At 67.3% G+C, this 26330-nt stretch carries 22 protein-coding genes and 1 tRNA gene; 17 read left to right on the plus strand and 6 right to left on the minus strand.

Translation table 11 applies throughout. The annotated features are described in order from the left end of the window. Positions 1-153 precede the first annotated feature (153 nt). The 4 genes from ASG07_RS01105 to ASG07_RS01120 all read left to right on the plus strand — a co-directional run bounded on the left by ASG07_RS01105 (position 154) and on the right by ASG07_RS01120 (position 3119). Positions 154-230, plus strand: a tRNA-Pro gene (locus ASG07_RS01105). Positions 231-314: 84 nt separating this feature from the next. Further along, on the plus strand, positions 315-974 hold the full coding sequence (locus ASG07_RS01110; RefSeq protein ID WP_055842750.1) for a UPF0149 family protein: 660 nt from the start codon (positions 315-317) through the stop codon (positions 972-974). A 128-nt stretch (positions 975-1102) separates the two neighbouring features. Continuing rightward, positions 1103-2089 carry a hypothetical protein gene (locus ASG07_RS01115; protein WP_055842753.1) on the plus strand — a complete coding sequence of 329 codons (987 nt, stop codon included), beginning with the start codon at positions 1103-1105 and terminating at the stop codon, positions 2087-2089. 19 nt (positions 2090-2108) lie between these two features. Continuing rightward, positions 2109-3119: a glycoside hydrolase family 43 protein gene (locus tag ASG07_RS01120; RefSeq protein ID WP_055841016.1), complete on the plus strand. Its 1011-nt coding sequence runs from the start codon at positions 2109-2111 to the stop codon at positions 3117-3119. 6 nt (positions 3120-3125) lie between these two features. On the opposite strand, the gene ASG07_RS17400 is transcribed toward ASG07_RS01120, so the two are convergent. The 3 genes from ASG07_RS17400 to ASG07_RS01130 form a co-directional block, all read right to left on the minus strand. Next, positions 3126-3269: a hypothetical protein gene (locus ASG07_RS17400; RefSeq protein ID WP_168377287.1), complete on the minus strand. Its 144-nt coding sequence runs from the start codon at positions 3267-3269 to the stop codon at positions 3126-3128. Positions 3270-3348: 79 nt separating this feature from the next. After that, positions 3349-4065, minus strand: coding sequence for an RES family NAD+ phosphorylase (locus ASG07_RS01125; RefSeq protein ID WP_055841019.1), 717 nt, complete (start codon positions 4063-4065; stop codon positions 3349-3351). After that, a complete protein-coding gene (locus ASG07_RS01130) occupies positions 4052-4504 on the minus strand; it encodes an MbcA/ParS/Xre antitoxin family protein (protein WP_236694474.1) in 453 nt (150 codons plus the stop codon). The genes ASG07_RS01125 and ASG07_RS01130 overlap by 14 nt, the downstream gene beginning before the upstream one ends. Positions 4505-4535: 31 nt before the next feature. Here ASG07_RS01130 and ASG07_RS01135 point away from each other — a divergent pair, with 31 nt between their 5' ends. Together ASG07_RS01135 and ASG07_RS01140 are read left to right on the plus strand one after the other, a co-directional pair. Further along, a complete protein-coding gene (locus ASG07_RS01135) occupies positions 4536-6362 on the plus strand; it encodes a cation:proton antiporter (RefSeq protein WP_055841023.1) in 1827 nt (608 codons plus the stop codon). Further along, complete coding sequence (locus tag ASG07_RS01140; protein WP_055841025.1) at positions 6362-6967, plus strand: OmpA family protein; 606 nt, start codon at positions 6362-6364, stop codon at positions 6965-6967. The genes ASG07_RS01135 and ASG07_RS01140 overlap by 1 nt, the downstream gene beginning before the upstream one ends. Positions 6968-6973: 6 nt before the next feature. Here the strand turns inward: ASG07_RS01140 and ASG07_RS01145 are convergent, their stop codons facing one another. Continuing rightward, the gene (locus ASG07_RS01145) at positions 6974-7987 is read right to left on the minus strand and encodes a LacI family DNA-binding transcriptional regulator (protein ID WP_055841030.1); all 1014 of its coding nucleotides are present in this window, start codon (positions 7985-7987) and stop codon (positions 6974-6976) included. A gap of 125 nt (positions 7988-8112) precedes the next feature. On the opposite strand from ASG07_RS01145, the gene ASG07_RS01150 reads away from it, so the two are divergent. The 8 genes from ASG07_RS01150 (at position 8113) to ASG07_RS01185 (ending at position 16147) form a co-directional block, all read left to right on the plus strand. Continuing rightward, on the plus strand, positions 8113-9372 hold the full coding sequence (locus ASG07_RS01150) for an MFS transporter (protein ID WP_055841033.1): 1260 nt from the start codon (positions 8113-8115) through the stop codon (positions 9370-9372). Further along, on the plus strand, positions 9369-10451 hold the full coding sequence (locus tag ASG07_RS01155) for a sugar phosphate isomerase/epimerase family protein (RefSeq protein WP_055841036.1): 1083 nt from the start codon (positions 9369-9371) through the stop codon (positions 10449-10451). Before ASG07_RS01150 ends, ASG07_RS01155 begins: the two co-directional genes overlap by 4 nt. Before the next feature lie 34 nt (positions 10452-10485). Then, positions 10486-11607 carry a Gfo/Idh/MocA family protein gene (locus tag ASG07_RS01160; protein ID WP_082474493.1) on the plus strand — a complete coding sequence of 374 codons (1122 nt, stop codon included), beginning with the start codon at positions 10486-10488 and terminating at the stop codon, positions 11605-11607. Then, the gene (locus tag ASG07_RS01165) at positions 11604-11993 is read left to right on the plus strand and encodes a c-type cytochrome (protein WP_055841042.1); all 390 of its coding nucleotides are present in this window, start codon (positions 11604-11606) and stop codon (positions 11991-11993) included. The genes ASG07_RS01160 and ASG07_RS01165 overlap by 4 nt, the downstream gene beginning before the upstream one ends. A gap of 28 nt (positions 11994-12021) precedes the next feature. Further along, a complete protein-coding gene (locus ASG07_RS01170; protein ID WP_055841045.1) occupies positions 12022-12933 on the plus strand; it encodes a hydroxypyruvate isomerase family protein in 912 nt (303 codons plus the stop codon). A 94-nt stretch (positions 12934-13027) separates the two neighbouring features. Next, positions 13028-13597: a gluconate 2-dehydrogenase subunit 3 family protein gene (locus tag ASG07_RS01175; RefSeq protein ID WP_055841048.1), complete on the plus strand. Its 570-nt coding sequence runs from the start codon at positions 13028-13030 to the stop codon at positions 13595-13597. Further along, a complete protein-coding gene (locus ASG07_RS01180) occupies positions 13594-14439 on the plus strand; it encodes a sugar phosphate isomerase/epimerase family protein (RefSeq protein WP_055841051.1) in 846 nt (281 codons plus the stop codon). The genes ASG07_RS01175 and ASG07_RS01180 overlap by 4 nt, the downstream gene beginning before the upstream one ends. Positions 14440-14473: 34 nt before the next feature. Further along, positions 14474-16147: a GMC family oxidoreductase gene (locus tag ASG07_RS01185; protein WP_055841054.1), complete on the plus strand. Its 1674-nt coding sequence runs from the start codon at positions 14474-14476 to the stop codon at positions 16145-16147. A 151-nt stretch (positions 16148-16298) separates the two neighbouring features. On the opposite strand, the gene ASG07_RS01190 is transcribed toward ASG07_RS01185, so the two are convergent. Together ASG07_RS01190 and ASG07_RS01195 are read right to left on the minus strand one after the other, a co-directional pair. Next, complete coding sequence (locus ASG07_RS01190) at positions 16299-18632, minus strand: GH92 family glycosyl hydrolase (RefSeq protein WP_082474411.1); 2334 nt, start codon at positions 18630-18632, stop codon at positions 16299-16301. Between the two features lie 25 nt (positions 18633-18657). Further along, entirely contained in the window at positions 18658-19557 is a 900-nt protein-coding gene (locus tag ASG07_RS01195; protein ID WP_055841059.1) for an ROK family protein, read from the minus strand. Between the two features lie 191 nt (positions 19558-19748). Between ASG07_RS01195 and ASG07_RS01200 the strand changes: the two genes are divergently transcribed. From ASG07_RS01200 to ASG07_RS01210, 3 genes are all read left to right on the plus strand, one after another. Further along, positions 19749-20963 carry an ROK family transcriptional regulator gene (locus tag ASG07_RS01200; RefSeq protein WP_055841062.1) on the plus strand — a complete coding sequence of 405 codons (1215 nt, stop codon included), beginning with the start codon at positions 19749-19751 and terminating at the stop codon, positions 20961-20963. Positions 20964-21010: 47 nt separating this feature from the next. Continuing rightward, a complete protein-coding gene (locus ASG07_RS01205) occupies positions 21011-22975 on the plus strand; it encodes a glycoside hydrolase family 2 protein (RefSeq protein WP_236694475.1) in 1965 nt (654 codons plus the stop codon). Between the two features lie 285 nt (positions 22976-23260). Next, a complete protein-coding gene (locus ASG07_RS01210) occupies positions 23261-26302 on the plus strand; it encodes a TonB-dependent receptor (protein WP_055841065.1) in 3042 nt (1013 codons plus the stop codon). Positions 26303-26330 lie beyond the last annotated feature (28 nt).

Consider the following 26330-nt stretch of genomic DNA (forward strand, 5'->3'; position numbering starts at 1 on the left):
CGGGAAACCCGCCCGCGCGTTGGGCAGGGCCGCTACCACCCCCCGCGTCCGGAAGCAACGTCGCTTGCGACGGCGGCGCTTGCATCCGCGGGCAGCGGCGCGTAGAGGCCCCGGCTCTGGACTGCCCCGGATCGAACCGGTGCGGTCCTCGGTCGGGGCGTAGCGCAGCCTGGTAGCGCATCACACTGGGGGTGTGGGGGTCGCAGGTTCGAATCCTGTCGCCCCGACCATTTCTTCATCGTCGGATCGAGGTGATCGCTGGTGCCGGCACTGGCGCTTGCGAACGGCAGGGTTACGACCCACAGGTGCGCGCCATGTTGAACGCCACCAGAAAGCCCCCGTCCCGCCTGCGTCGTCTGGACGCCGCGCTGCTCGACCTGAACGACGGGGCGATGCTGCTGTCGGAGCTCGACGGGTTCGTCGCAGGGCTGCTGGTCGGCCCCGAAGGGATTTCGCCGGACGAGTGGCTGCCCGTGATCTGGGGCGGGGGCGAGCCGCCGTTCGAGGAGGCGGAGGATGCGCGGTGGTTCGCCGGCATGGTCACCGCCTATTCGGACGAGATCGCGCGGGCGCTGGAACGTGGCCGGTACCAGCCCCTGCTGGAGGTCGACGAACGGAACGGCGATGTCCTGTGGGAGATCTGGACCGATGGCTTCGCCAGGGCGATGACGCTACGACCGGAGGGCTGGAGCCTCATCGCGCAGGCGGATGACGACGAGGTTCGTGCGGCGCTGGCGGGACTACGCACCCTGATCGACATCGGAGAGGACGCCAGCGATCTCGCGCATCACGAGATCGATGCCATCGCCGACCGGGCGGCCGAACTGATCTCGATGTGGGTCGCGCCGCTGCATGCCGCGCGCTCCGTGGGAGGCAACATCGTCGCTTCGCCGGCCGCCATGCCGTCGAAGGTGGGCCGGAACGATCCCTGCCCCTGCGGATCGGGGAAGAAGTCCAAGAAATGCTGCGGGTGAGCTGATCCGGCGGCGGCTTGGCTTCGTGCTCGTGATCGGCCAGGATACTGGACGATAAGCCTTATCGGGAGAAGAGGGTGATCCGGCCGGGTGTCATCGCAGCGACGGCGGCCGCGTTCCTCGCGACGCTGCCCGCGCCGCGCGGCACCGCCCGGGAAAACCCGCCGGGCGGTCCGGTCACACCGCGGATCGACCCTGACGGTGCGTATCTGTTCGCGCACATGACGAAGGCGCGATACGGCGTGTTGCACTATTCCGTCAGCCGCGACGGGCTGCATTGGCGGCAGGTGAATGGCGGTCGGCCGGTGTCGTCGGACTATCACGGCCATGCCTCGATCGCCCGCGGTGGCGACGGACGCTATTATCTGGTCGGCAATCGCAGCGACGACGATCCGCTGATCCGCTTCTGGGTATCGGACGACCTGATCCGCTGGACACCCCATGGCACCTATCGGCCGGACCTGAAGGCGGTGGCGGGGCATCCGCATCCGTTGCCGCGCATCGGTGCACCGAAGCTGTTCTTCGATGCGCCCTCGGGCCGGTTCCTGCTGAGCTGGCATACGCCGAACCTCGACGGATCGCGCGAAGACCCGGAACGCTATTGGGGCAGCCAGCGGACGTTGTACGTATTGTCCAGGGACCTGAAGAATTTCCCCGATCGACCGCGGCGCCTGTTCGAATGGGATATGGCGACGATCGACACGATCGTGCAGCCGAATGGACAGGGAGGATATTGCGCGATCATCAAGGACGAGCGCTATCCGTCGACGAACTGGCCAACCGGCAAGACCATCCGGATCAGTTGCGCGAAGCGGCTGCTCGGCCCGTATCCGCCGCCGGGACCGCCGGTCAGCCCCAACTTCCGCGAAGCGCCGACGATCATCCGCGCACCGGGCAAGGGTGACTGGCTGCTCTATTACGAGCAATATGCCGGCACCGGCTATGGCCTGTCGACGGCACCGCGACTGACCGGGCCATGGTATCAGGTGTCCGGCAACACCGGCGTGCCGGAGTGGGATCGCTACGCTTTGCCGGCCGGGCTGCGGCACGGATCGATGATCGCGATATCGAAGGCGCAACACGACGCGATCGTCGCGGCGTTTCCGGACGGATGAAGGATAAACCCGCATGAGGATGTTGCCGACGCTCGCCGTACTGGCCTGCGCGACGTTGCCGATCGCGGGCGGCGTGGCGCAGGCGCCCGCCGCGCGCACCTTCACCAATCCGCTGCTGCCGTCCGGTCCCGATCCGTGGATCGTGCGGCATGGCGACACCTATTACTACATGCACACGCTGGGCAACCGGCTGGCGATCCGCGCCACCAGGGACGTGTCGCGACTGGCGGATGCGCCGGAGACGGTGGTGTGGACGCCGCCCGCGAGCGGACCGAACGCACAGTCGATCTGGGCACCCGAGCTGCACCGGATCGACGGCAAATGGTACCTCTATTACACCGCCGCGGCGAGCGGACATGACGACGACGCACATCGCGGCGTATTCGTGCTGGAAAATGGCGGCGAAGACCCGCTGGCCGGCGAATGGATCGATCGCGGGATGCTGAAGACCGCGCATCGCGGGATCGACGGCACCACCTTCGCGCATCGCGGCAGGCGGTATTTCGTCTATTCGCCCTATGTCGGGCGGGACAGCGTGCTGGCGATCGTCGCGATGCGCGACCCGTGGACGCTGACCGGGCCGGAGACGGTCATCGCCCGCCCCGATAGCGCGTGGGAGCGGCAGGGCGGCCGGCAGATACTGGAGGGGCCGGAGTTTCTGGCGGGCCCCGGGGGCGATCTGTTCCTGACCTATTCCGGCAGCGCCTGCTGGTCGGACGGCTATGCGATCGGGTTGCTGAGCGCCGCACCCGGTAGCGATCCGCTGGACGCCGGTGCGTGGAAGAAGTCGCCGCAGCCGGTGATCGCCAGCCATCCCGCCGCCGGGGTCTATGCGCCGGGGCATAACGGCTTCTTCACATCGCCGGGCGGGCGGGAGACGTGGATCGTCTATCACGCCAATCCGGGGCCGGACATGAAGTGCACCGCCCGGCGGTCGCCGCGCATCCAGCGGGTGACGTGGTCGACCGGCGGAAAGCCCGTGTTCGCAGCGCCGACCGGGCCGGGGACGAAACTCGCAGCGCCGCGCTAGAGGCGATCAGTGGCCGTAGGTCTTGATCCCGCGCCGGCGCAGTTTCTCGCGCCGCCGCCGTCGCCGGACGGCGATCAGGATGGGCACCGCGATGACGATCACCAACCCTATGATGCCATAGGCAATCAGCTTTCGGTCGAACTCGATCATGCCACGCCTGTGGCAAAGGATGAGCGCTTTGTCATGAAAAATTGCAGTCGCTGGCTCGGCATATGGGCGGACCGCCGGTCTATCGGTCGTCCGGCCGGGCCGGGGAGAACGGTGGCAGGCCGAAGTTCGCCGGGCTGAAACGCATCGCCTGCCCGCTCATTTCCCGCGTGGCGAGCAGCCCGTCCGTGGTGGCGAGATAGGCCCAGCTGGAATGCGGACGGGGCGGCGGCTTCAGCGCGGCGGGGTCGAGGACGGCGAGGTTGATGCCGCCCGCGCGCCGGGCCGAAGGCGCGCGGATCGCGGCGATCTCGTCGGTCCGGGCGCGCGCGGCGAGCGACTGGGTTTCCCGGTAATCGGACGGATGGGTCCAGCGGTCCTGCGGTTCCTGCGTCAGGTCGATACTGCGCGGTGCATCGACCGCGACGGAAAAGGCGGACATCGGTGTCGGCGTGCGCGGCCGCACGAAGCCCGGCGACCGCGCGAAGGCCACCAGCCGCCAATAGGCGGTTTCCGTCACCGCCGTCTCGATATCCTCCGACGCGTAGAATATGCCGGGCCGTACGTCTGCCGCGCGGTAGCGGGATGGCCGCCCCAGACCGTAGCGGAACGGCGAGGCGAGCAGCCACGGCAGATGCCGCGCCGCATCGGGCAGCGGCGGTTTCACCTCATCCGCCAGCGCCTCCAGCAGCGCCTGGTCGACGGCATCGGCGGCGAGGCGGTTGGTGGCGATCCGGTGCTGCGCCTCGACGATGCGGATGCCGCGCCCGTGATAGGGCGTGACTTCAAACGCGGGCACGCAGCGCGTCGACATAGTCGCCGGTGCGGAGCAGGCCACGCACCGTCGCCAGTTGCGCGATCGGCGGGCCTCCGAGATCGAGGTTCGGCGTCGTCAGCCACGATCGTGCGGACTGGTCGTCCTGTCCCAGCCAACTGTCGAGCGAGCGGAACAGCCGGAGCAGATGCTGCGCGAGTTCGAACGGCTTGCTGCCTGGCTCCAGCCGATACTGGCCGCTCCGCAATCGCGAGATGGTGGGGGCGGACAGACCCAGTATCGCCCCCGCCTGAGCATTGGACAGGTTCCAGAACGATGCGATCCGGCTCACCGCCTCGCTCAGCACGCGGGCGGCATTCGGGGTGTCGGCAGCGGTGGCCAGCGTCGCCATGGCGATCTCCTTGGAACGGATATAGGCGATATCGTTCCAAAGAACAACGACGGCATAAATCGCCGGGTTCACGATCAACGCGATAGCCGTTATCGCCATCGGCATGGAGCATCCCGCCCTCGTGATCGCGCTGATCGGTGCGCTCGGTATCGGCGCACAGTGGGTGGCGTGGCGCACCGGCTGGCCGGCGATCGCGCTGATGCTGGTCGCGGGCGTCGTCGCCGGTCCCGTCACCGGCCTGATCGATCCCAAGCACGTCTTCGGCGAACTGCTGGAGCCGATCGTGTCGATCGCGGTCGCGCTGATCCTGTTCGAGGGCGGATTGAGCCTGAACGTCCGCGAGCTTCGCCGCACCGATGGCGCGGTCACGCGATTGCTGTTTCTCGGCGTGCCGATCGGCTGGGTACTCGGGACGCTGGCCTGTTATTATATCGGCGGGCTGGTGTGGCCGGTCGCCGTGCTGTTTGCGGGTATCCTCGTCGTGACCGGGCCGACCGTCGTCCTGCCGCTGCTGCGCCAGAGCACGATCGCCGCCCGCCCGCGCGCGATCTTGAAATGGGAAGCGATCGTCAACGACCCGATCGGCGCGCTGTGCGGCGTCGTGACGTACGAATATCTGCGCCGGGTGGGGGAGGGTGGCACGATCGCCAGCGTCGCGCTGTCGCTGCTGGCGGCGAGCGTCGTCGCCGGGCTGATCGGCTGGCTGGCCGCGCGCGCGATCGGCTGGGCCTTTCCGCGCGGCCATGTGCCGGAATATCTGAAAGCGCCCGTGCTGCTGGTCGCGGTGATCGGGGCGTTCGTGGTGTCGAACCTGATCCATCAGGAAACCGGGCTGTTGACGGTGACGGTGATGGGCGTCGCGCTGGCCAACATGCGGCTGGCATCGCTGCGCGACATTCATCCGTTCAAGGAGAACGTCACCGTCCTGCTGATCTCCGGCGTGTTCGTGATGCTGTCGGCGACGCTGAATCTGGAGGTGCTGCGGCGGTTCGAATGGCGGTTCGCGGGATTCCTGCTGGCGCTGCTGTTCCTCGTGCGGCCGGCGACGGTGCTGCTGAGCCTCGCATTCACGCGGGTACCCTGGAACGAGCGGCTGCTCGTCGCCTGGATCGCACCGCGCGGTATCGTTGCGGTCGCGATTTCCGGCCTGTTCGCGCTGCGGCTGGATCAGCTCGGCTATGGTGACGGATCGATCCTCGTCACCCTGTCCTTCGCGGTCGTGATCGCCACGATCATCGCGCATGGTTTCTCGATCGGGCCGGTGTCGCGCTGGCTGAAGGTGACGGGCGCGACGGAGCGGGGGCTGCTGATCGTGGGCGGGACGCCGTGGAGCCTGTCGCTGGCCAATCAGCTTCGCACGCTGGAGGTGCCGGTGACGATCTGCGACACCAGCTGGCAACGGCTGTCACCCGCGCGTCAGGCGGGGATCGCGACCTATCATGGCGAGATCCTGGCGGAGGCGACGGAGGACCGGCTCGACCTGTCGCAGTTCCAGGTGCTGGTCGCCACCAGCGACAACGAAGCGTACAACGCGCTGGTCTGCAACGAATTCGCACCGGAGATCGGGCGTGACAACGTCTATCAGCTGGGCGGTGGCACCGACGACCACGACGAGGACACCCGCGCGCTGCCGACGTCGCTGAGGGGGCGCGCCCTGTTCGCCAGCGGCCACGGCGTCGAGGAGATCGTGTCGCGCGAACGGCAGGGCTGGGGCTTTCGCAAGACGCGGATCACCGAGCGGTATGATTTCGATGCGATCAAGGCCGATCTGCCCGACGAGGCGGACATGCTGCTGCTGTTGCGCAAGAACGGCGCGCTGCGCTTCTTCTCGCACGCGACGCGGCCGACGGCGCAGCCCGGCGATACCATCCTGTCCTATGCCCCGCCAACGCGGCCGGGGGCGAGGCGCGTGCAAGGGGAGGCGGCCTGATGAGGCGACTGGCGTGGATCGCGGCGGTGGGCGTAACGGCGTGTGCGCCCGGACCCGACGGCAACCGGGCGGAGCCGGTGACGGCGAACGCAACGATCGGCAACGACGCTCTGGCGAACGTCGCGGACAACGCCGCGGAGCCCGCCAAGTCGATCCTGCGGCCGGAGATCGTGGCGCCGGAACCCGCCCCGCCGGCGCTGGAGCCGGTCGCGGCGACGGTGGCGTTCGGCGCGTCCGGGCTGGTGCTGGACGATGCCGGGCGGGCGGCGATCGATGCCCTGCTCGCCAGTCCGACGGCGGCGGCCGGTGGACCGATCACCGTGCGCGGCCATTCGGACAGCCCGGGCAACGACCGCGTCAATCTCCGTGCGTCGCAATCGCGGGCGGAGGCGGTGCGCGACTATCTGGTCGAAAAGGGTATCGCGACCGATCGCATCACGGTCGTCGCGCTGGGCGAGACGACGCCGCTGGTCCCCAACGCGCGTCCGGACGGCAGTGACGATCCGGAGGCACGGGCCAGGAACCGTCGGGTCGAGCTGACGGTCGATCTCCCCGCCCCGCCTGCGGAAGCACCCGTAGCGGACCCGGACAATGCGGCCGGATAACGAAGTCTAGCGTGCCTTGCCGTTCCTGACGGTCGCGGTGCTGTCACGGACGACGAGTTCGTGGCGCAGCGTGACCTGTTGCAGCGGGGTTTCGACGTTGCGCAGGATGTCGACCAGCAATTCGACCGCGCGGCGGCCGATCATCGCCTTGGGCTGGGCGATCGTGGTCAGCGCGGGCTGGAAGAAGCGCGCGAGCGGCAGGTCGTCGAAACCGATGACGGACACGTCGCGGGGACAGGACAGGCCGGCCCGTCCGATCGCGCTGATCGCGCCCATCGCCATTTCGTCGCTGAAACAGAAGATTGCGGTGACGCTCTGCGCGATCAGGTTGTCGGCCTGTTCGAACGCCGACCGCGCGGAATAATCGCCGGCGCGGACGCGGAGGCGATCGCGCAGGCCGTGGCGATCGGCGGCGATCATCGCGCCCGCGAGACGATCGCGGCTGATCGGGCTGATCGACGGACCGGCGATGACGCCGATGTCGCGGTGCCCCAGCGCGATCAGATGCTCGATCGCGTCGACGCTGGCGGCGGCATTGTCGATATGGACGCTGGGGACGCCGATATCGGGGCTGTACTCGCAGCCGTTGACGATCGGCGCGGCGGGACCCTGCGCGGCGAGCAGCGGCTTCAGGCTTTCGGGTAGCCGGTGGCCGAGGAAGATCAGGCCGTCGACCTCGCGCCGGGACAGCATGTCGGCATATTGATCCTCGACCTCCGGATCGTGGCGCGTATCGCCGACGACGATCGCATAGCCGGCATCGCGTGCCACCTCCTCCGCGCCGCGAATGACGCTGGCGAAGAAGGGATTGGAGATGTCGGGGACGGTCAGCAGGATCTTGGCGGCGCGCAACGTCCGCAGGGTGCGGGCGGCGACGTTGGGCGAATAGCCGAGCGACTGTACGACCTGCAGCACGCGCAGGCGCGTCGGTTCGGCCACCCGCTGCGGCTGGCTCAACACGCGCGAGACGGTCGCGGTGGAGACACCGGCCATCGCGGCGACGTCGATGATCGTCGGCATTCCCGTGTCATGGGGCCGTCGCGGCATCCTGTCGAGCCTGCCCGATGTAATCCTTTACATCGGTTTGCGATCTGCCTAGCCTGTTGTCCGACAAGCGGCAAAGCTGCGTGGGGAGGGTAAGGCGAATGGCCACTGCGGACGCCGTGTTCACGGCGGGTGATCGAAACGGCGGCATGCTGACCGCACGGCTCAGTGCGATGATGTTCATGCAATTCTTCGTCTGGGGTGCCGGGGCCGTCACGCTGGGCCTGGTGATGCAGACGGTCGGCATCGGCAACCTCATCGGCAACGCCTTTTCGGTCGGGCCGATCGCGTCGATCGCGGGATCGTTCCTGCTCGGCATGGCCGCGGCGCGGTACGTCAGCCCGAAGATGCTGATGGTGATCCTGCACCTGCTCGGCGGCGTGCTGCTGTTCATGCTGCCGACGCTGCTGACGCCGGCGACCGGGTCGACCTTCGTCTGGCTGCTGCTCGGCTACATGATGCTGTACATGCCGACCGTCGGCCTCGCGAACACGATCGCGCTGAAGAGCTTCGGCGACCGCACCGACAACTTCCCCTTCGTGCGCGCGTTCGGCACGCTCGGCTGGATCACCGCCGGCCTCATCATCGGCTGGGCCGGACTGTCCGCCAGCCCGCAGATCTTCCGCGTCGCCGCGGTCGTGTCGATCGCGCTCGGCTTCTACAGCCTGACGCTGCCCAACGTGGAGGCCGACAAGCCGAGCGACGAGGGGATCGTGCGCCAGGTGCTGTGCGTCGAGGCGTTCGGCCTGCTGCAACAGCGATCGTTCCTGATCTTCATCCTCTGCGCGACGCTGATCTCGATCCCGCTGGCGATGTATTACGCCTATGCCTCGCCGTTCGTCGGCGCGGCGGGGATCACCAATGTCGGCGGCACGCTGGCGATCGGGCAGATGTCCGAACTGGTGTTCATGTTCTCGATGCCGTGGCTGTACCGCCGCTTCGGGGTGAAGCCGCTGCTGCTGGTCGGGATGCTCGCCTGGGCGCTTCGCTATGCGCTGTTCGCGATCGGCGACGGCGGCGGGTCGCTGTGGGCGGTGTATCTGGGCGTGGCGCTGCACGGCGTGTGCTACGACTTCTTCTTCGTGGCCGGGGCGATCTACACCGGCACGATCGCGACGCCGAAGGGCGTCAACGCACAGGCGCAGGGGATGCTGACGCTGTTCACCTACGGCGTCGGGATGTTGCTCGGGTCGCAGATCGGCGCGTTCCTGTACGCGCAGCTTCCGGCCAATCCGACGATCGCCGACTGGCACCAGATGTGGTGGTATCCCGCCATCGCGGCGGCGCTGATCGCGATCCTGTTCCAGCTGACGTTCCGCGACAACAGCAGGGGCGATCACCGGATGGGAGTTACGGCATGACGGCGATGAAGGGACCGGCGATCTTCCTGGCGCAGTTCCAGGGCGACACCGCACCGTTCGACACGCTCGACGGGCTGGCCGAATGGGCCGCCGGGCTGGGCTATGTCGGGGTGCAGATTCCCTGCAATTCGCGGCTGATCGACCTGAAGACGGCGGCGGAGAGCAAGGATTACTGCCAGGATCTGCAAGGCCGGCTGGCGCGGCACGGCGTCGAGGTGACCGAGCTGTCGACGCACCTGCAAGGGCAGCTGGTGGCGGTGCATCCGGCCTACGACACGCTGTTCGACGGATTCGCGCCGCCGGAGGTCCACGGCAAGCCCGCCGAGCGTCAGGTCTGGGCGGTCGAGCAGGTCAAGATGGCGGCGCGGGCCAGCGCCAATCTGGGGCTGAAGGCGCATGCGACCTTCTCCGGCGCGCTGGCATGGCCCTATGTCTATCCGTGGCCGCAGCGCCCGGCCGGGCTGGTCGAGGAAGCGTTCGCCGAACTGGCGCGGCGGTGGCTGCCGATCCTCGACGTGTTCGAGGAATCGGGTGTCGATTGCGCGTTCGAGGTGCATGCCGGTGAGGACCTGCACGACGGCGCCTCGTGGGAGCGGTTCCTGACGGCGGTGGGCGAACATCCGCGCGCGCGGCTGTTGTTCGATCCGTCGCATTACGTGCTGCAACAGCTCGACTATCTCGACTTCATCGATCGCTATCACGATCGCATCTCGTGCTTCCACGTCAAGGATGCGGAGTTCAATCCGACCGGGCGTTCGGGCGTCTATGGCGGCTATCAGGACTGGGTCGATCGCGCCGGGCGGTTCCGCTCGCTGGGCGACGGGCAAGTCGATTTCTCGTCGATCTTCAGCAAGCTGGCGCAATATGGCTATACCGGCTGGGCGGTGCTGGAATGGGAATGCGCGCTGAAACGGTCCGAGGACGGCGCGCGTGAGGGTGCGCCCTTCATCCGCGACCACATCATTCACCTGACCGATCACGCGTTCGACGATTTCGCCAGGAGCGGCATCGATCGCGACGCGATCCGTGCGATCATGGGGCTTCCGGCCGCCGGATCGGACGCGGGGCAGGGGAACTAGGCGCGTGGCGGTGGTGCAACCTCTACGGCTCGGGATGGTCGGCGGTGGCGAGGGCGCGTTCATCGGCGCCATCCACCGCATGGCGGCGGCGCTGGACGGCGACTGGCGGCTGACGGCGGGCGCGTTCAGCACCGATGCCGGCCGCAATGCGCGCACCGGCGATCTGCTGGGTCTGGACGCCGCGCGCGTGTACGACACGCTCGACGCGCTGGTCGCGGGCGAGGCGGCGTTGCCGGATGGCGAGCGGATCGACGCGGTCGCGGTGGTCACGCCCAATTACCTGCACGCGCCGATGGCGATCGCGGCGCTGAACGCCGGCTTCCACGTGTTCTGCGAAAAGCCGATGGCGATGAACGTCGCCGAGGCGGTGGCGATCGCCGATGCGGCCAAGGCGAGCGGCCGCCATTTAGGGCTGGCCTTTACCTATAGCGGCTATCCGCTGGTCGAGGAGGCGCGGCTGCGCGTCGAGCGCGGCGATCTGGGCGCGATCCGGCTGGTGCAGGTCGAATATCTGCAAGGCTGGCTGAGCCTGCCGATCGATACCGACGGCAACAAGCAGGCGGAATGGCGCACCGATCCGGCGCGCGCCGGCATGGGCGGCTGCCTGGGCGATATCGGCACGCACGCGTTCCAGCTGGCGGAGCATGTCAGCGGGCTGCGCGTCACGGCCGTGTCGGCGGAACTGTCGACGCATGTCGCGGGACGCCGGCTGGACGACGATGTCGGCGCGATGCTCCGCTTCGACACCGACGCGCGCGGGATGCTGAAGGCGAGTCAGGTCGCGGCAGGCGAGGAGAACGGCCTGAAGCTGCGCATTTATGGCGAGCGGGGCGGACTGGAATGGGCGCAGATGGAGCCCAACACGCTGACGCTGCGCTGGCTGGATCGCCCCACCGAAGTCGTTCGCGCCGGCGGGCCGGGACTGGACGCGCGATCGGTGGCGCTGGGGCGGACGCCGGCGGGGCATCCGGAGGGCTATATCGAGGCGTTCGCAAACCTGTACCGCGCCTTCGCCGCGACCATCCGGGGCGACACAAATCGCTGGTATCCCGGCGTTTCCGATGGTTTGCGTACGATGCGGTTCATCGAAGCCATGATAACGAACGCATCGTCCGACCAGAAATGGACGATGGTCGATTCGGGAGAGAGTGCATGAAGCTGTTCATCGGTCTGGCCGCTGCGGCCGCCGCCGCGTTTGCCGTGCTGGGGCTGTCCGAGCCGACCACGGCGCAGACCGCACCGGCCGCGTCGCCCCCCGCCTTCGCCGCCTGCAAGGCCTGCCACACCGTCAACAAGGGCGGCCGCAACGGGATCGGTCCCAACCTGAACGGCGTCGTCGGCCGTCCGGCGGCGTCCGTCGCCGGCTTCAACTATTCGCCCGCGCTGAAGGCATCGAAGCTGCGTTGGGACGAGAAGACGCTGAACGAGTATCTCGCCGCGCCGCAGAAGAAGGTGCCCGGCACGCGGATGCCGATCGCCACGCCCGATCCGGCGAAGCGCGCCGCGATCATCGCCTATCTGAAGGCGGAAGGCGCCAGGTGATCGCCGCAACGCTCCCCCGGTTGTCCGCATGACGTTCTCGCGCCGCACGATGCTGGCCGTGGGAGCCGCCGCGTCGGTGATCCCCGGCCTCGTCGCGGCGCAGCGGCGTCCGTCCAGTGCGGCGCGGTTCGCGATGAAATATGCGCCGCACGAGGGCAGCTTCGCCAGTCGCGGCGGCCGGATCGAACAGATCGCCTTCGCCGCCGACCAGGGTTTCACCGCGTGGGAGGATAACGAGGCCGCCGGCCGCACGATCGCCGAGCAGGACGAGATGGCGAAGGCGCTGCAACGGCGCGGCATGACGATGGGCGTGTTCGTCGCCAGCATGCCGAAATGGTCGCAGTCGCGGCCGGTGTTGGGCGGCAACGACGATTCGGAGCGCGAGGGCTTCCTGGCCGATGTCCGCGCATCGCTGGAGGTCGCCAAACGGCTGAACGCGTCGCGGATGACGGTCGTGACGGGCTTTCTCGACCGGAAGATCCCGGTCGAGATCCAGACCGCGCGCGTCATCGACGTGATGCGGCGGGCGGGCGACATCGTCGCGCCATCCGGCCGGGCGCTGGTGATGGAGCCGCTGAATACCCGCACCGATCATCCCGGCGTCTATATGCAGTCGTTCGCGGCCGGTTTCGCGGTCGCGCGCGGGGCAAACAGCCCGGCGGTCAAGATCCTGGCCGACCTGTATCACGAGCAGATCCAGTCCGGGAACCTGATCCCCGCGCTCGACACCTGCTGGAGCGAGATCGGCTATATCCAGTTCGGCGACAATCCGGGCCGCAAGGAGCCGACGTCGGGCGAGGTCAATTACCGCAACGTCGTCCGATGGTTGAAGGCGAAGAACTATGACGGCGTGATCGGCATGGAACATGGCAATTCGATCGCCGGGCGTGCCGGTGAGGACCGGTTGATCGCCGCCTATCGCGAAATCGACCAGCCATGACGGCGTCGTTGATAAACATCCGAAAAAACCGCAACATCTGGATAAGCCCGCAGGCCGAGATACCGGTCCCGCAGGGCATGGGAGGACATGGCCAATGATCGATCGCAGAACCGCCCTGGCAGGAGCCGTGGCGATGTTCGGCTCCGCGCTGTTCGCACCGATCGCGCGCGCGGCCGGTGCGTCGCTGGTGACGAAGCTTCCCGTCATCAACGACGGGCCGCCGAGTGTCGCGATCTTCACCGCGCCGCAACGCGCGACGATGACGGCGTTGAGCGAACGCGTGATGCCGACCACCGATACGCCGGGCGCGATCACCGCCGGCGTCCCGGCCTTCATCGAGAAGCTGCTCGCCGACTGGGCCTCGCCGCAGGACAAGGTGCCGATCCTCGCGGGTCTCGATGCGATCGAGGCGCGCAGCATGAAGGATTACAGGGTCGCCGCCGCGAAGGCGACGCCGGCCCAGCAGGACGCGCTGCTGACGCTGGCGATGAACGACCAGATCCCGGGCGGTGCGAAGTTCTTCGAACCGTTCCGCCAGCTGGTGATCGTCGGATATTTCACGTCCGAGGTCGGCATCACGCAGGAGCGCGAGTATCTGCCCGTGCCCGGCGAGTATAACGGCGAGTTCCTCTACTCCAAGGTCAACAAGGTGTATTCCTCATGATCGTCACCCGTCGACATCTGCTGGCGGGCGCAGGCGGCGTCGCCGCCCTCGCGCTGACCGATCTGGGGATCGCGCCGGCCTTCGCCGCGCAGCTCAGGGCGATCGGGATCCAGCTCTACACGGTGCGCGACCTGTTCCAGAAGGACCCGGTCGCCACGCTGGAGGCGATCGCGAAGATCGGTTACCGCGAGGTCGAATATGGCGGTGGCGGTTACGACGCGATGGACCACGCCATGCTGCGCCGGACCACGGACCGGCTCGGCCTGAAGGCGCCGTCGGCGCATATCAGCTACGATGCGCTGTTGCAGCATTTCGACCAGTCGGTGACGATGGCGAAGACGCTGGGCGCGGACACGGTCGTGCTGCCCTACATGACCGACGAGCATCGCACCGAGGCGGGATGGAACGCCGCCCTGCCGAACATCGCCCGGTTCGGCGCGGACCTGAAGAAGGCGGGGCTGGGCTTCGCCTATCACAACCACGACTTCGAATTCACGATCAAGCCGGGCGGCGTCAGCCTGTACGACCGGCTGGTGAAGGAAACCGATCCGGCGCTCGTGAAGCTGGAGCTGGACCTGTACTGGGCCGTGCACGCGGGCGAGGACCCGAAGGCGCTGATCGAGCGGCTGGGGCCGAGGCTTTATGCCTATCATGTCAAGGATATGCGTGCGGACCGCAGCATGACCGCGGTCGGCCAGGGTACGATCGACTTCGGCGCGCTGTTCAAGCTCCGGGCCGGGGCGGGCGTCCGTCATTTCTACGTCGAGAACGATCAGGCGCCCGCGCCATATCTTCCCGACATCACCACCAGCTACCGGACGCTGCGCGCACTGCGTTTCTGAGCAGCGATTCTGAACGATACGGGGAGAGGACAACATGGCTTCCACCAACAGGTTCGACGCGATCGTCATCGGATCGGGCGTCAGCGGCGGTTTCGCCGCGAAGGAACTGACCGAGAAGGGCCTCCGCGTCCTGATGCTGGACCGCGGCGTCATGGTCGAACATGGCGAAGATTACACCTACGACGGCAAGCCGGCCTATGAAGTGCCGGCGCGCAACATGATGCCGCAATCGCTGATGGAGAGCGATTACTTCATCTCGAAGCATGGCTATGTCGCGCCGAGCAACATGAAGTTCTACAACAACGACAAGGCCAACCCCTACGACTATGACGACGGTAGCCAGTTCTACTGGATCCGTCCGGCAGCCGTCGGTGGCAAGTCGCTGATCTGGGGACGCTGGAGCTTCCGCTGGGCGCCCGAGGATTTCGAGGCGAACAAGCGCGACGGCATCGATGGCATCTGGCCGATCGGCTATGACGACGTCGCGCCATGGTACAGCTATGTCGAGAAGTTCATCGGCGTGTCGGGATCGCGTGAGAACCTGCCGTACCTGCCGGACAGCGATTTCCAGCCGCCGATGCCGATGAACATCGCCGAGAAGTGGGTGAAGCAGCGGCTGGAATCGAAGTTCCCCGGTCGCAAGCTCATCAACACCCGCCTGTCGAACATGACGCAGGACAAGCCGGACCAGAACCGCACCAAGTGCCAGTTCCGCAACCAGTGCAGCAACGGCTGTTCGTTCGGTGCGTATTTCTCGACGCAGGCGGTGACGCTGCCGGCTGCGCGGGCGACGGGCAAGCTGACGCTGCGATCCGACGCCGTGGTCACGAACCTGGAATATGACGCCGTTCGCAAGAAGGTGACGGGCGTCCGCTATATCGATGCGAAGACGGGTCAGGCCCAGGTCGTGAACGCCGATCTGGTGTTCCTGTGCGCGTCGGCGATGGCCTCGACGCAGATCATGATGAACTCCCGCGCGCCGGGCAGCGACAAGAGCTATTTCGACAATAGCGGCACGCTGGGCCGGTACGTGATGGACCACATCTTCCGGGTCGGCGTGCGCGGCGATATTCCGGGGATGGAAGACTATATCGAATATGGCCGCCGCCCCGGCGGCGTCTACGTCCCCCGGTTCCGCAACATCGGCGGCGAAGAGGGCGTCGGCTTCAAGCGCGGCTATGGCTATCAGGGCAGCGCGCGGCGTGAACCCGCCAAGCCGGTCGGCTTCGGCGCGTCGATGAAGGACGGCATGCGCAAATATGGCGGCTGGAAGTTCGACATGGGGGCGTTCGGCGAATGTCTGCCCTATGCCGACAATCGCGTGTCGCTGAACGCGAACAAGGTCGACCGCTTCGGCGTGCCGCTGATGCGCTTCGACGTGACGTTCCGCGAGAACGAGCTGAAGATGATGAAGGACGCGCGCGAGCAGGGCGAGATCATGCTGCGCGAGGCGGGCCTGCTCAACGTCTCCAGTTCGGAAAGCGAGCATGTTCCGGGCGACGCGATCCACGAAATGGGTGGCGCGCGCATGGGAGCCGATCCGCGCAAGTCGGTGCTGAACGGCTGGAGCCAGGCGCACGACGCGTCGAACCTGTACGTGACGGACGGCGCGCAGATGGCGTCGGTATCGTGCGTGAACCCGTCGCTGACGTTCATGGCGCTCACCGCACGCGCGGCGGATCACGCGGTCAAGGCGATGCGCGCCTGATCGGGCGGAGAGGGCTTCGTGCGCCGGCGGTGTGCTGGCGGCGAGGTCCTCCCCTCCTCGACGGGCCGAGGCGAGGCTGGCCTCTGATCTGCTGCCACCCCGGCCTTCGCGGGGGTGGCAGGACGTATAGTGCTGAGATCCTCGTCGCCGTCTACCGCGCCGTCGACATCGAATAGGGCCGTGCCCCCGCGCTGCTGCCCCACGCCTTGTTCGGCGTGCTGGCCATCGTGAAGCGCAACGTACCGCCGGCGCGGATATCCTCGTCGCGGATCACGCTGCGGGTCAGCGGGCGGTCGTTGAGCGTCACCGACCCGACATAGCGGTTCGCATCCGACAGCCCGTCCGCGACGATCGCGAACTGCTTGCCGTTCGGCAGGCGCAGCGTCGCCCGGTTCACGAACGGCCGGCCGACGACATACTCGTTCGATCCCGGCGCGACCGGGTAGAAGCCGAGCGACGTGAACACCAGCCACGCCGACATCTGGCCGAGATCGTCGTTGCCCGACAGCCCGTCCGGCGTCGCCTTGTACTGCGACCCGACGATCTGCGCCAACCGCTCCTGCGTGCGCCACGGTGCGCCGGCGAAGTTGTACATATAGGCGACGTGGTGGCTCGGTTCGTTGCCGTGGATATACTGGCCGATCAGGCCGGCGATATCCTCCGCGTGGCTGTAGTCGAGCTTCGAATTGTCGTAATCGAACATCGCATCCAGCTTCGCGATTGTCTTGCGATCGCCGCCCAGCAGGCGGATCAGCCCGGCCTGATCCTGCGGCATGAACCAGCTATATTGCCACGCATTGCCCTCCGTATAATCCGATCCGTAGTTGATCGCGGTCGGATCGAACGGCACGCGGAAGCTGCCGTCGCTCTTGCGGGCGCGGAGCCAGCCGGTCTTCGCGTCGAAGCTGTTGCGCCAGTTGCCCGCGCGCTTCTCGAACCGCGCGGCGACATCGGTACGGCCCATCGCGCGCGCCATGCGGGCGATCGTCCAGTCGTCATAGGCGTATTCGACGGTCTTCGATGCCGCCTCCGGTTCCTTGTCGATCGGCACATAGCCGCGCGCGATATACTCGCCGAGACCGCCATACGCCTTCGCGTCGGCGCTCGCGACCATCGCGTCGAGCGCGGCGTCGGCGTCGAACCCGCGCAGCCCCTTCATATACGCGTCGGCGATCACGGGCACCGCATGATAGCCGATCATCGTCCACGTCTCGCGCCCGGCGAACTGCCACACGGGCAGGATGCCGTCCGGGCTATAGCGCTGCCCGTCGACCAGCGAGCGGACGACATCGGTCGTCGTCCGCTCCGGCTGGATCAGCGTCAGCAGCGGATGTTCGGCGCGAAACGTATCCCAGAGCGAGAAGGTGGAGCGGACCGTATAGCCGTCGGCGACATGCACCTGATCGTCGGGCCCGCGCCAGCGCTCGTCCGCATCGCTCCAGACGCTCGGCGCGAGCAGGCTGTGGTACAAGGCGGTCGATACGATCCGCTTCATCGGTGCGGCCGCCTCGATCGCGACCGCGCCCAGCGCCTCGTCCCATGCGGTACGGGTGCGTGCGAGGACGGCGTCGAAATCGCCGGCCTCGGCGGCGAGATTCGCGACCGCACCCGCCTCGTCGACCCCGGACAGCGCGACCTTCACCTCCAGCGGACGGTCGAGCTTGCCGAAATCGAGCCGCGCCTCCAGCGCCTTGCCGAGCTTTTCGGCCAGCGCATCGGTGCCGCGACCCGGCCCCTGGAAACCGCGATAGGGCACGTCCTTGTCACGGTCGACCAGCGCGTGGCCGGTCAGCGGCGCGGAGAAGCGCATCGCGAAGAACAGCTTGCGGCCCGGTGCCCAGCCGCGCGTCTCGCGGAAGCCGGTCAGGATGCCGTCGGGGCGCAGGTGCAGCCCGGACCACAGGATCTTGCCCGGATAATTGTACAGCGACGTGCGCAGGTCGACGACCAGATGCGCCGCCCGCCCCCTGGGAAAGGCATAGCGGTGGACGCCGACGCGCGTGCCCGCGGTCATCTCCGCGCGAACGCCGGGTCCGTCCAGCGTGACCGCGTAATAGCCGGGGCGCGCCATCTCGTTGGCGTGCGAGAATGCCGAGCGATAGCCGGGGGCGGCGGGGGTGCCGGGGTCCATCGGCACCGTCTCTCCCGACACCGGCATGACGAGGATATCGCCGAGATCGGAATGGCCCGCGCCGGAGAAGTGGGTGTGGCTGAACCCCTCGATGGTCGGATCGTCATGGCGATAGCCGGCGGCGTGGCCGTAGCAGTCGCGGATCTTGCAGCCGGTATCGGTATCCGGCGACAATTGCACCATCCCGAACGGCGCGACCGCACCGGGAAAGGTATGACCCTCGCCGCCCGTGCCGATGAACGGATCGACCGCATCGGACGGACGGGGCCGGGATTCCCGAGCGTCCTGCGCGGCGATCGGCGCGGACAGGATCAGGGCGGCGGTAAGGGCGAAACGGTGCAGCGTGGATGCCATGATCGGACCTTCCCGAATGAGGATATCAGAGAGCGTTGGCGGCGAGGACGATCGAGCCGAGCGGGCCGGCGAGATCGCCCAGCGCGGGGGCGGTGACGAAGGGGCGGGTGCCGGGCAGGTCCATGTAGCCGCCCAGGCTGTCTTCCAGCGCTGCCTCGATCCGCGGCAGGAGGTGCGGCTGACGGTTGAGCACGCCGCCGCCGATCGCGATCCGCAGCGGCCCCGTCGTGGCGACAAGCGAATGGCACATCGCCGCCAGCGTCGCGACCACCGGGTCCCAGACGGGATCGTCCGCCGCCACGTCGACGACCGCGCGACCTTCGAGGCGGACGACCAGTGCGCTGCCCGATGCCAGACCCTCGACGCAATCGTCGTGATAGATGCAGGCGCTGGCCACGGTGTCGTCGGGCAGGCGGGGCACGCGGATATGGCCGATCTCGCTATGGCCGATGCCGCGCGTCGGCTGGCCGTGGACGATCAGGCCGACGCCGACGCCGGTCCCGACCGTGACAAAGGCGAAATCGTGCAGCCCCTGCGCGCAGCCCCAGCGCATCTCCGCCAGCGCCGCGCCGTTCACGTCGGTGTCGAAGCCCACCGGCCGGTCGACCGCCGCCGCGATCGGCCCGACGATGTCGGTATCGCGCCAGCCCGGCTTGTTGGTGGCGAGGATATGGCCATAGCGGGGATCGTCGCGGTCGAGGCAGATCGGCCCGAACGAGGCGATGCCCACCGCGGCGAAGCCTGCGCCCGCGTCCCAGTCGCGCAACGTCGCGAGGATCGCCGCCAGCGTCTCGGCCGGCAGCGTGGTCGGGATCGTCCGCTGCTCGATGATGTCGTCGGGGCCATGCGCCAGCGTGCAGACGCATTTGGTGCCGCCGAGTTCGATGCCGGCATAGGGCCGGTGCTGCTGCGTATCTGGACCCAAGGCGGCCTGTCCCCTTACGTGCCGGCTTGATCTGGCGCCGGTCGTCTGCTTCGCTCTTGTGCGATGATATCGAACGATTAAACAATCAAATTGCATTATTCAAATCAAGATCTTGCGGGGCAAAACATGGCGCAGCGATTCCCGACGATCGTTCGGCCGGCCACCGTCGCCGGCCGGATGGACCCGACGTCATGACCCGGGGCGGCGCACCACGCCTGTCGGGCACCAATCTGGAACGGGCCGCGGATCACAACCAGCGGGTGACGCTGCACGCGATCCGGGTCGGCGGATCGCTGACGCGGGTCGATCTGGCGCGGATCACCGGGCTGACCGCGCCGGCGATCGCCAACATCACCCGCCGCCTGTTGCAGGATGGATTGATCGAGGAGGCGGGGCAACGCCGCGGCGGGCGGGGGCAGCCGCCGACCAATCTGGAGGTGCGGCGCGACGCCTGTTACTCGATCGGGGTCAATGTCGACCGCGATCACATGACGATCGTGCTGGTCGACTTCGCGGGCGACGTGCTGGCGCGCAAGTCGGAGGAGATCGATTTCGCGCTGCCCGACGATGTCCGGGCGCTGTACCGCCGCTCGATCCGGCCGATGCTGAAGAGCGCGAACGTCGATCCGGCGAAGCTGGTCGGGCTGGGTGTCGCGGTGCCGGACGATCTGGGATCGGTCGACCTCCCCGGCCGGCCTGCGGCCTATGCGGCGTGGAACGACGTCGACATGGCGGACCTGTTCGCGCAGCCGCTGCCGCTCGCCGTGTTCGTCGAAAACGATGCGGCGGCGGCCGCGACGGGCGAGATGCAGCTGGGTCTGGGGCAGAGCTTCAACAGCTTCTTCTATATCCTCATTTCCTCCGGTCTCGGCGGCGGCTTCGTGATCGACGGCGCCTATGCCCGCGGCGCGAACGGGCGCAGCGGCGAACTGGGCTTCATGCGCGCGCCCGACGGCGACGGCGGGCACGAGCAGGTGCAGGCGCTGGTGTCGCTGTCCGGACTGGCGGAGCATCTGCGCGGCGGCGGCTTCGCACTGACGGACATGGTGCGCGACGACGGCAGCGACCCTGCGCTGGCGGCGTGCATCGACCAGTGGATCGACCGTGCGGCACAGCGTCTGTGCACGCCGCTCGACGCGATCAACTGCCTCATCAACCCCGCCGTGGTGCTGATCGGCGGACGGTTGCCGAGCATGGTCGTCGAGCGGCTGGCGGAGCGGGTGAACGCGCGGATCGGTGGTGCGACCGATGCGCCCGCGATCGCGCCGGTGGCGCGGGCGGCCCTGTCGGAAGATGCGCCGGCAGTCGGGGCGGCGATCCTGCCGTTCAGCCATTTCCTGCTGCCCAAGCCGGGTGCGCTGTGGAAGGCGCCGGCGGCGGGCGACGGGATCGGCATGCCGATGTGACGGGCTTCGCGGACCGGCAGGACCGGCCGCGCAATCGGGAGAGAATGATGCGCAGACTGATCGGACCGATGCTGGCGGGATGGCTGGCGATGACGGCGATGCCCCTTTACGCGCAGGGGGCCTCGCCCGCAGCGACGTCGCCGGCCACGGCGCAAAAGGTCTACACGAACCTGACGACGCGGTGGGGACAGGCGGTGACGCCGGCGAATGCGTGGCAAAGCTATCCGCGTCCGCAGATGAAGCGGACGGCGTGGAAGAACCTGAACGGCCTGTGGAATTACGCCGTGACGCCCGCCGCCGCCGTGCAGCCGCAGCGGATGGACGCGACGATCCTCGTGCCGTTCCCCGTCGAATCGAAGCTGTCCGGCGCGACCGTGCGCGTGATGCCCGACGATCGCATCTGGTACAGGCGCGGCTTCACCGTGCCGGCCGACTGGCGCGGACAGAATGTGATGCTCAATTTCGGGGCGGTCGATTTCGAGGCGCAGGTGTTCGTCAACGGTGCGCCGGTCGGCGGCCATCGCGGCGGATCGGACGCGTTCGGGTTCGACATCACGCCGTTCCTGCGGGACGGTGAGAACGAACTGGTGGTGCAGGTCGCCGATCCGACATCGGCGGGCAGCCAGCCGCGCGGCAAGCAGATCCTCGACCCCAACGGCATCTGGTACACCGCCGCCAGCGGCATCTGGCAGACGGTGTGGCTGGAACCCGTGCCGAAGCTGCACATCGCCGACGTGCGCGCGACGCCCGATATCGATCGCGGCGTGGTGGACGTGGAGGTCGCGCTGAGCGGCTGGGCGGAGGACAGGGACGCGGTACGGCTGACCGCGAAGTCGGGCGGGCGCACGATCGCCACGACGATCGTCCGCGCCAATCGCCGCACCACGCTGGCGATCCCGACGCCGCATCTCTGGTCGCCCGACGATCCGTATCTATACGACCTGACCGCGGAACTGGTCGGTATCCGCGATCCCTATGCGGGCCTGCCGGAGCGGGACCGGAAGGCGTATGACGCGCGCTTCACCCGCGGCGAGCAGGATCGTTATGCCGCTGCCGTGGTCGAGGGTCCGGTGCGCGACCGGGTCGAGACGTATTTCGGGATGCGCAAGATCTCGGTCGGGCCGGGTCGCGTCGCCGGACAGCCGGTGCTGTTGCTCAACAACAAACCGCTCTTCCACAACGGCACGCTCGATCAGGGCTGGTGGCCGGATGGCCTGCTGACGCCGCCCTCGGAGGAGGCAATGAAGAGCGACCTGCTGTTCCTGAAGCAGGCGGGCTTCAATATGGTCCGCAAGCATATCAAGGTGGAGCCGGCGCGCTATTATCACGACGCCGACCGGCTGGGCATGCTGGTGTGGCAGGACATGCCCTCGGGCGGGGGCGAGGACCAGTTCGTCACCGGATCGAGCCAGTCGCAGGCGGTCATGTCCGCCGACATGATGGCGCAGCACCAGACCGAGCTTACGCGGATGGTCGGGCAGTTGCGGCCGTTCCCGTCGATCGTGCTGTGGGTCGTCAATAACGAGGGCTGGGGCCAGTACGACTCGGCGACGCTTGCCCGTTACGTGAAGGGTATGGACCCGACGCGGCTGGTGAACGCCGACAGCGGCTGGCTCGACGTGGCGGGCGGCGTATCCGACGTGTTCGACATCCACACCTACGAGGACGTGCCGAACACGCCGACGCGGCAGAGCGCGCGGGCGATCGTGATCGGCGAATATGGCGGTATCGGCCTGCCGGCGGAGGGGCATATCTGGAAGCCGGGCAAGCGCAACTGGGGGTATCAGACCGCCACCGGGGAGCAGGATTTCCTGACGCGCTATCGCCGCAAGATGGACGAGGTGATTCGTCAGGCCCGCGAGCAGGGCTTGAGCGCATCCGTCTACACCCAGACCACCGACGTCGAGGACGAGATCAACGGCCTGCTGACCTATGACCGGGCGGTGCCGAAGGTGCCTGCGGAGGCGCTGGCGAAGATCGCCGCGCCGTTGTGGCAGGCAAAAGCGCGCTAGGCCGTTGTCGTTGAGGGGGGCGGCGAAGCGGTCCGGAGCGTGAGGGCTTGGGTCGCTTCGCCGCGCCGGACGGCGTCGCCCTGCAATCATTTGCAGCCGTGATTACAGGTCCGGAAAGGACCTAAGTCGATCAATCTATTGACAATTTGCTTTTCATATTGCGAAAAGCGCCTCGGGTCGCCGCCTGTTTCGTACCCCGCCATGCCGGTCGGGTCGGGCTCGTGGACGGCCGATGTAACGGGAATTGCGATGCGGAGAGCGTCCTGCCCGAGGGAGGGATTTCGCATGACCGTATCCGATCGTAACCGCCGCCGCGCGCTGTCGCATCTTCTCGCGACCGCCGGCTTCGCCATCGCCGCTGCCGGGTCGGCGCAGGCGCAGCAGGCGACGTCGCCCGCCATCGCGCCCGCGACCGCCCAGCCGGTGGAAACGCCGCAGGCGCAGGCTCCGTCGAACCAGCCGGGCACCGAAAATCAGGCTGCGCCGCTCGGCGATGCAGCCGGGGGCGATATCGTCGTTACCGGATATCGCCAGTCGATCGAGCAGAGCCTGAGCCGCAAGCGCGAGGCGAATGCGTTCGTCGACGTCATCACCGCGGAGGATATCGGCAAGTTCCCGGACAAGAACGTCGCCGACTCGCTGCAACGCGTGCCCGGCGTCATCATCGACCGCGACGGCGGCGAGGGCTCGCGAGTCAGCATCCGCGGTCTCCAGTCGGATCTGACCCTGACGCAGCTCAACGGCAACTTCATCGCGTCCGCCGACGACAACGAACCGTCGCGCTCGTTCAACTACCTGCTGCTGCCGTCGAACATGATCGGCAGCGTCGACGTGTTCAAATCGCCGGAAGCGCGCCTGGACGAGGGCGGCGTGGGCGGCACGATCATTCTTCACACCCGACGTCCGCTCGACCTGAAATCCCTAACCGGCTTCGTGTCGGTCGAGGGCACCTATGCCGATGTGACCGAGAAGCTGGAGCCGCAGGTCGGCGGGCAGCTGTCGTGGAAGAACACCGACGAGACGTTCGGCGTCCTCGTCGGTGCGACCTATCAGGTCCGGACCGTGCGGGATCACCGCGCGGCGGCGTCGAGCTGGAACTGGTGGACATACGATCGCGCCAGCGAGCCGGCGACCGACGTCAACGGCAACACCTTCGCCAATGACGACGCGATTTCCTACTGGCCGGAGAACAGCGGCTCCACGACACAGTCGGGCGAGCGTTTTTCCGGCTATTGGGCGCCGCAGCAGGTCAGCCAGACGATCACCGACCAGAAGCGCAAGCGGCTCGGCATCCAGGCGACGGCGCAGATGAAGCCGTTCGAGGATTTCACCGTCACCGCAAACTTCTTCCGGTTTCAGGTGAACGACAATTTCGTCAGCAACGGTATCCAGATCCCCGAATGGGGCTACGGTAACTTCTTCTCGGGTGCCACGCTGGACCCCAGCGGCACGATCTTCCAGTCGGCGCAGTTCACCGTGCCGCAGGACGGCACCGGATGCCGCGTGCAGGTCGGCAACCAGCCGCCGTGCACGATGGAAACGCCCCAGATCTACGGCACGTACAGCCGCGAGAAGTCCGTCTCCAACACCTTCGATGTCGAGGGCGCGTTTGCCCGCGACCGGTTCGAGGCGACGTTCAAGCTGGGCAAGACGCGCGCCACCGGCGGTCCGTCCGGCCGGTTCAGCGTCGCCGCCAAGCCGCGCGTGGTGAACGGCACGACGGGGATCAACGGCAACCTGTACAGCGCCTGGAACTTCACCGACCAGTCGGCGAACTTCGAATTCTCGCCGGAGCTTCAGGACAACATCAACCGCGGCCTGACGCAGATCGATCTCGGCTCGACCAACTCGTCGTTCAACCGCAGCCGCATCGATCAGCGTTATGCGCAACTCGACCTGACCCGCCGGTTCGAGACGTTCCTCGATTCGGTGCAGATCGGCGCGAAGTGGCGTGACGGCGGGGTGCATCGCTCGACCGGCCGCAACGAATGGTATGCCGATCCGGCGACGCGCCTGCGCTATCAGGACACGCCGGGTGCCGCCGCGACCCAGCCGGGGTTCTTCTTCGACAAGCCGATCGGCAACATCGCCGGCGGCTTCACCGGCAACGCGTTTCCGGCGATCGATTTCCAGAACTATCTCAACTACCTAAACACCACTTACGGCGAGGCGGTGCGCGTCGACGAAACCGATTTCGTCTACGATATCGGCGAGCGGATCTGGGCGGGGTACGTCCAGACCAACTTCAAGACCGATCGCTTCCGCGGCAATCTGGGCCTGCGCTATGTCAACACGAAGCAGACCGGCGTCACGTCGGACCGGTTGCAGTTGCTGAACGATTACTGCGTCAACGCGCCGGGGGGTCCGTTCGTGACGCCGCCGGTCGGGGCGGACGGCAACTGCCTCGTGCTGCCGCTCGCGCAGCGGGAGACGATCGTCAACACGCGGCTCGACCAGACGCGGTCGTACGACGACTGGCTGCCGAGCGTGAACGCGTCGTTCGATGTGACGGAGAACCTGCTGCTGCGCGGAGCGATCGCCAAGGTCGTCTCGCGCCCGGCATTCTCGAATCTGGGGTCGCAGCGCAACCTGACGTTCCGCACCGCCGAATATGCGTTCGACCGCCGCCAGTTCGGCGAGCGCGAGGGCTGGTCGGGGTCGGGCGGCAACAGCGCGCTCAACCCGTTCAAGGCGTGGCAGTACGACATCGGCCTGGAATGGTATTTCAAGCGCGGGTCGGTGCTGGGCGCGACGCTGTTCCGCAAGGACGTGTCCGACTTCATCGTGCCGCTCGTTCTCGACGTGACGCAGACGGTGAACGGCGATCAGGTGCTGATCCAGCCGTACAGCACAGTCGCCAACGGATCGGACGCGCGGTCGCAGGGTGTCGAGGTCTATGCGCAGCACACGCTGCCGTTCGGGCTCGGCGCGCAGGTGAACTTCACCTATAACGACACGTCGGTCGCCCAGATCACGCTGGAGGGGCAGAATGTCGGCAGCTCGCCGCTGGTCGGCAGCGCCAAGACGCAGGTCAACGCGTCGCTGTTCTACGAAACCGACAGGATGCTGCTGCGCGCGTCGTACAACCGCCGCGGCGAGGTGGTGCGCGGGTTGCAGTCCGGCCTGAACGTCTACGACAATCCGTATGAGCAGATCGATCTGAACGCGTCGTACAATCTGGTCGAGAACCTCGTCCTCAGCGCGTCGATCATCAACCTGACCAAGTCGGAACAGCGCCAGCATCTGGGCAACGACACCGATGCGCGGTTCATCTCGAACCTCTATTCGGGTCGGCGCGCCTATGTCGGCGTGACGTACAAGTTCTGATGATGACCAGCCGGGCCGGGATGCGTAC

Source organism: Sphingomonas sp. Leaf343, from assembly GCF_001423765.1.
Taxonomy (GTDB): domain Bacteria; phylum Pseudomonadota; class Alphaproteobacteria; order Sphingomonadales; family Sphingomonadaceae; genus Sphingomonas.

Bases quoted from the DNA above. Each gene is read 5' to 3' on its own strand.
- ASG07_RS01145 (WP_055841030.1), bottom strand. From the start codon at position 7,987: ATGCCGACGATCATCGACGTCGCCGCGATGGCCGGTGTCTCCACCGCG.
- ASG07_RS01170 (WP_055841045.1), top strand. From the start codon at position 12,022: ATGACGTTCTCGCGCCGCACGATGCTGGCCGTGGGAGCCGCCGCGTCG.
- ASG07_RS01155 (WP_055841036.1), top strand. From the start codon at position 9,369: ATGACGGCGATGAAGGGACCGGCGATCTTCCTGGCGCAGTTCCAGGGC.
- ASG07_RS01110 (WP_055842750.1), top strand. From the start codon at position 315: ATGTTGAACGCCACCAGAAAGCCCCCGTCCCGCCTGCGTCGTCTGGAC.
- ASG07_RS01210 (WP_055841065.1), top strand. From the start codon at position 23,261: ATGACCGTATCCGATCGTAACCGCCGCCGCGCGCTGTCGCATCTTCTC.
- ASG07_RS01200 (WP_055841062.1), top strand. From the start codon at position 19,749: ATGACCCGGGGCGGCGCACCACGCCTGTCGGGCACCAATCTGGAACGG.
- ASG07_RS01185 (WP_055841054.1), top strand. From the start codon at position 14,474: ATGGCTTCCACCAACAGGTTCGACGCGATCGTCATCGGATCGGGCGTC.
- ASG07_RS01120 (WP_055841016.1), top strand. From the start codon at position 2,109: ATGTTGCCGACGCTCGCCGTACTGGCCTGCGCGACGTTGCCGATCGCG.
- ASG07_RS01180 (WP_055841051.1), top strand. From the start codon at position 13,594: ATGATCGTCACCCGTCGACATCTGCTGGCGGGCGCAGGCGGCGTCGCC.
- ASG07_RS17400 (WP_168377287.1), bottom strand. From the start codon at position 3,269: ATGATCGAGTTCGACCGAAAGCTGATTGCCTATGGCATCATAGGGTTG.
- ASG07_RS01175 (WP_055841048.1), top strand. From the start codon at position 13,028: ATGATCGATCGCAGAACCGCCCTGGCAGGAGCCGTGGCGATGTTCGGC.
- ASG07_RS01160 (WP_082474493.1), top strand. From the start codon at position 10,486: ATGGTCGGCGGTGGCGAGGGCGCGTTCATCGGCGCCATCCACCGCATG.
- ASG07_RS01150 (WP_055841033.1), top strand. From the start codon at position 8,113: ATGGCCACTGCGGACGCCGTGTTCACGGCGGGTGATCGAAACGGCGGC.
- ASG07_RS01205 (WP_236694475.1), top strand. From the start codon at position 21,011: ATGCGCAGACTGATCGGACCGATGCTGGCGGGATGGCTGGCGATGACG.
- ASG07_RS01190 (WP_082474411.1), bottom strand. From the start codon at position 18,632: ATGGCATCCACGCTGCACCGTTTCGCCCTTACCGCCGCCCTGATCCTG.
- ASG07_RS01140 (WP_055841025.1), top strand. From the start codon at position 6,362: ATGAGGCGACTGGCGTGGATCGCGGCGGTGGGCGTAACGGCGTGTGCG.
- ASG07_RS01135 (WP_055841023.1), top strand. From the start codon at position 4,536: ATGGAGCATCCCGCCCTCGTGATCGCGCTGATCGGTGCGCTCGGTATC.
- ASG07_RS01165 (WP_055841042.1), top strand. From the start codon at position 11,604: ATGAAGCTGTTCATCGGTCTGGCCGCTGCGGCCGCCGCCGCGTTTGCC.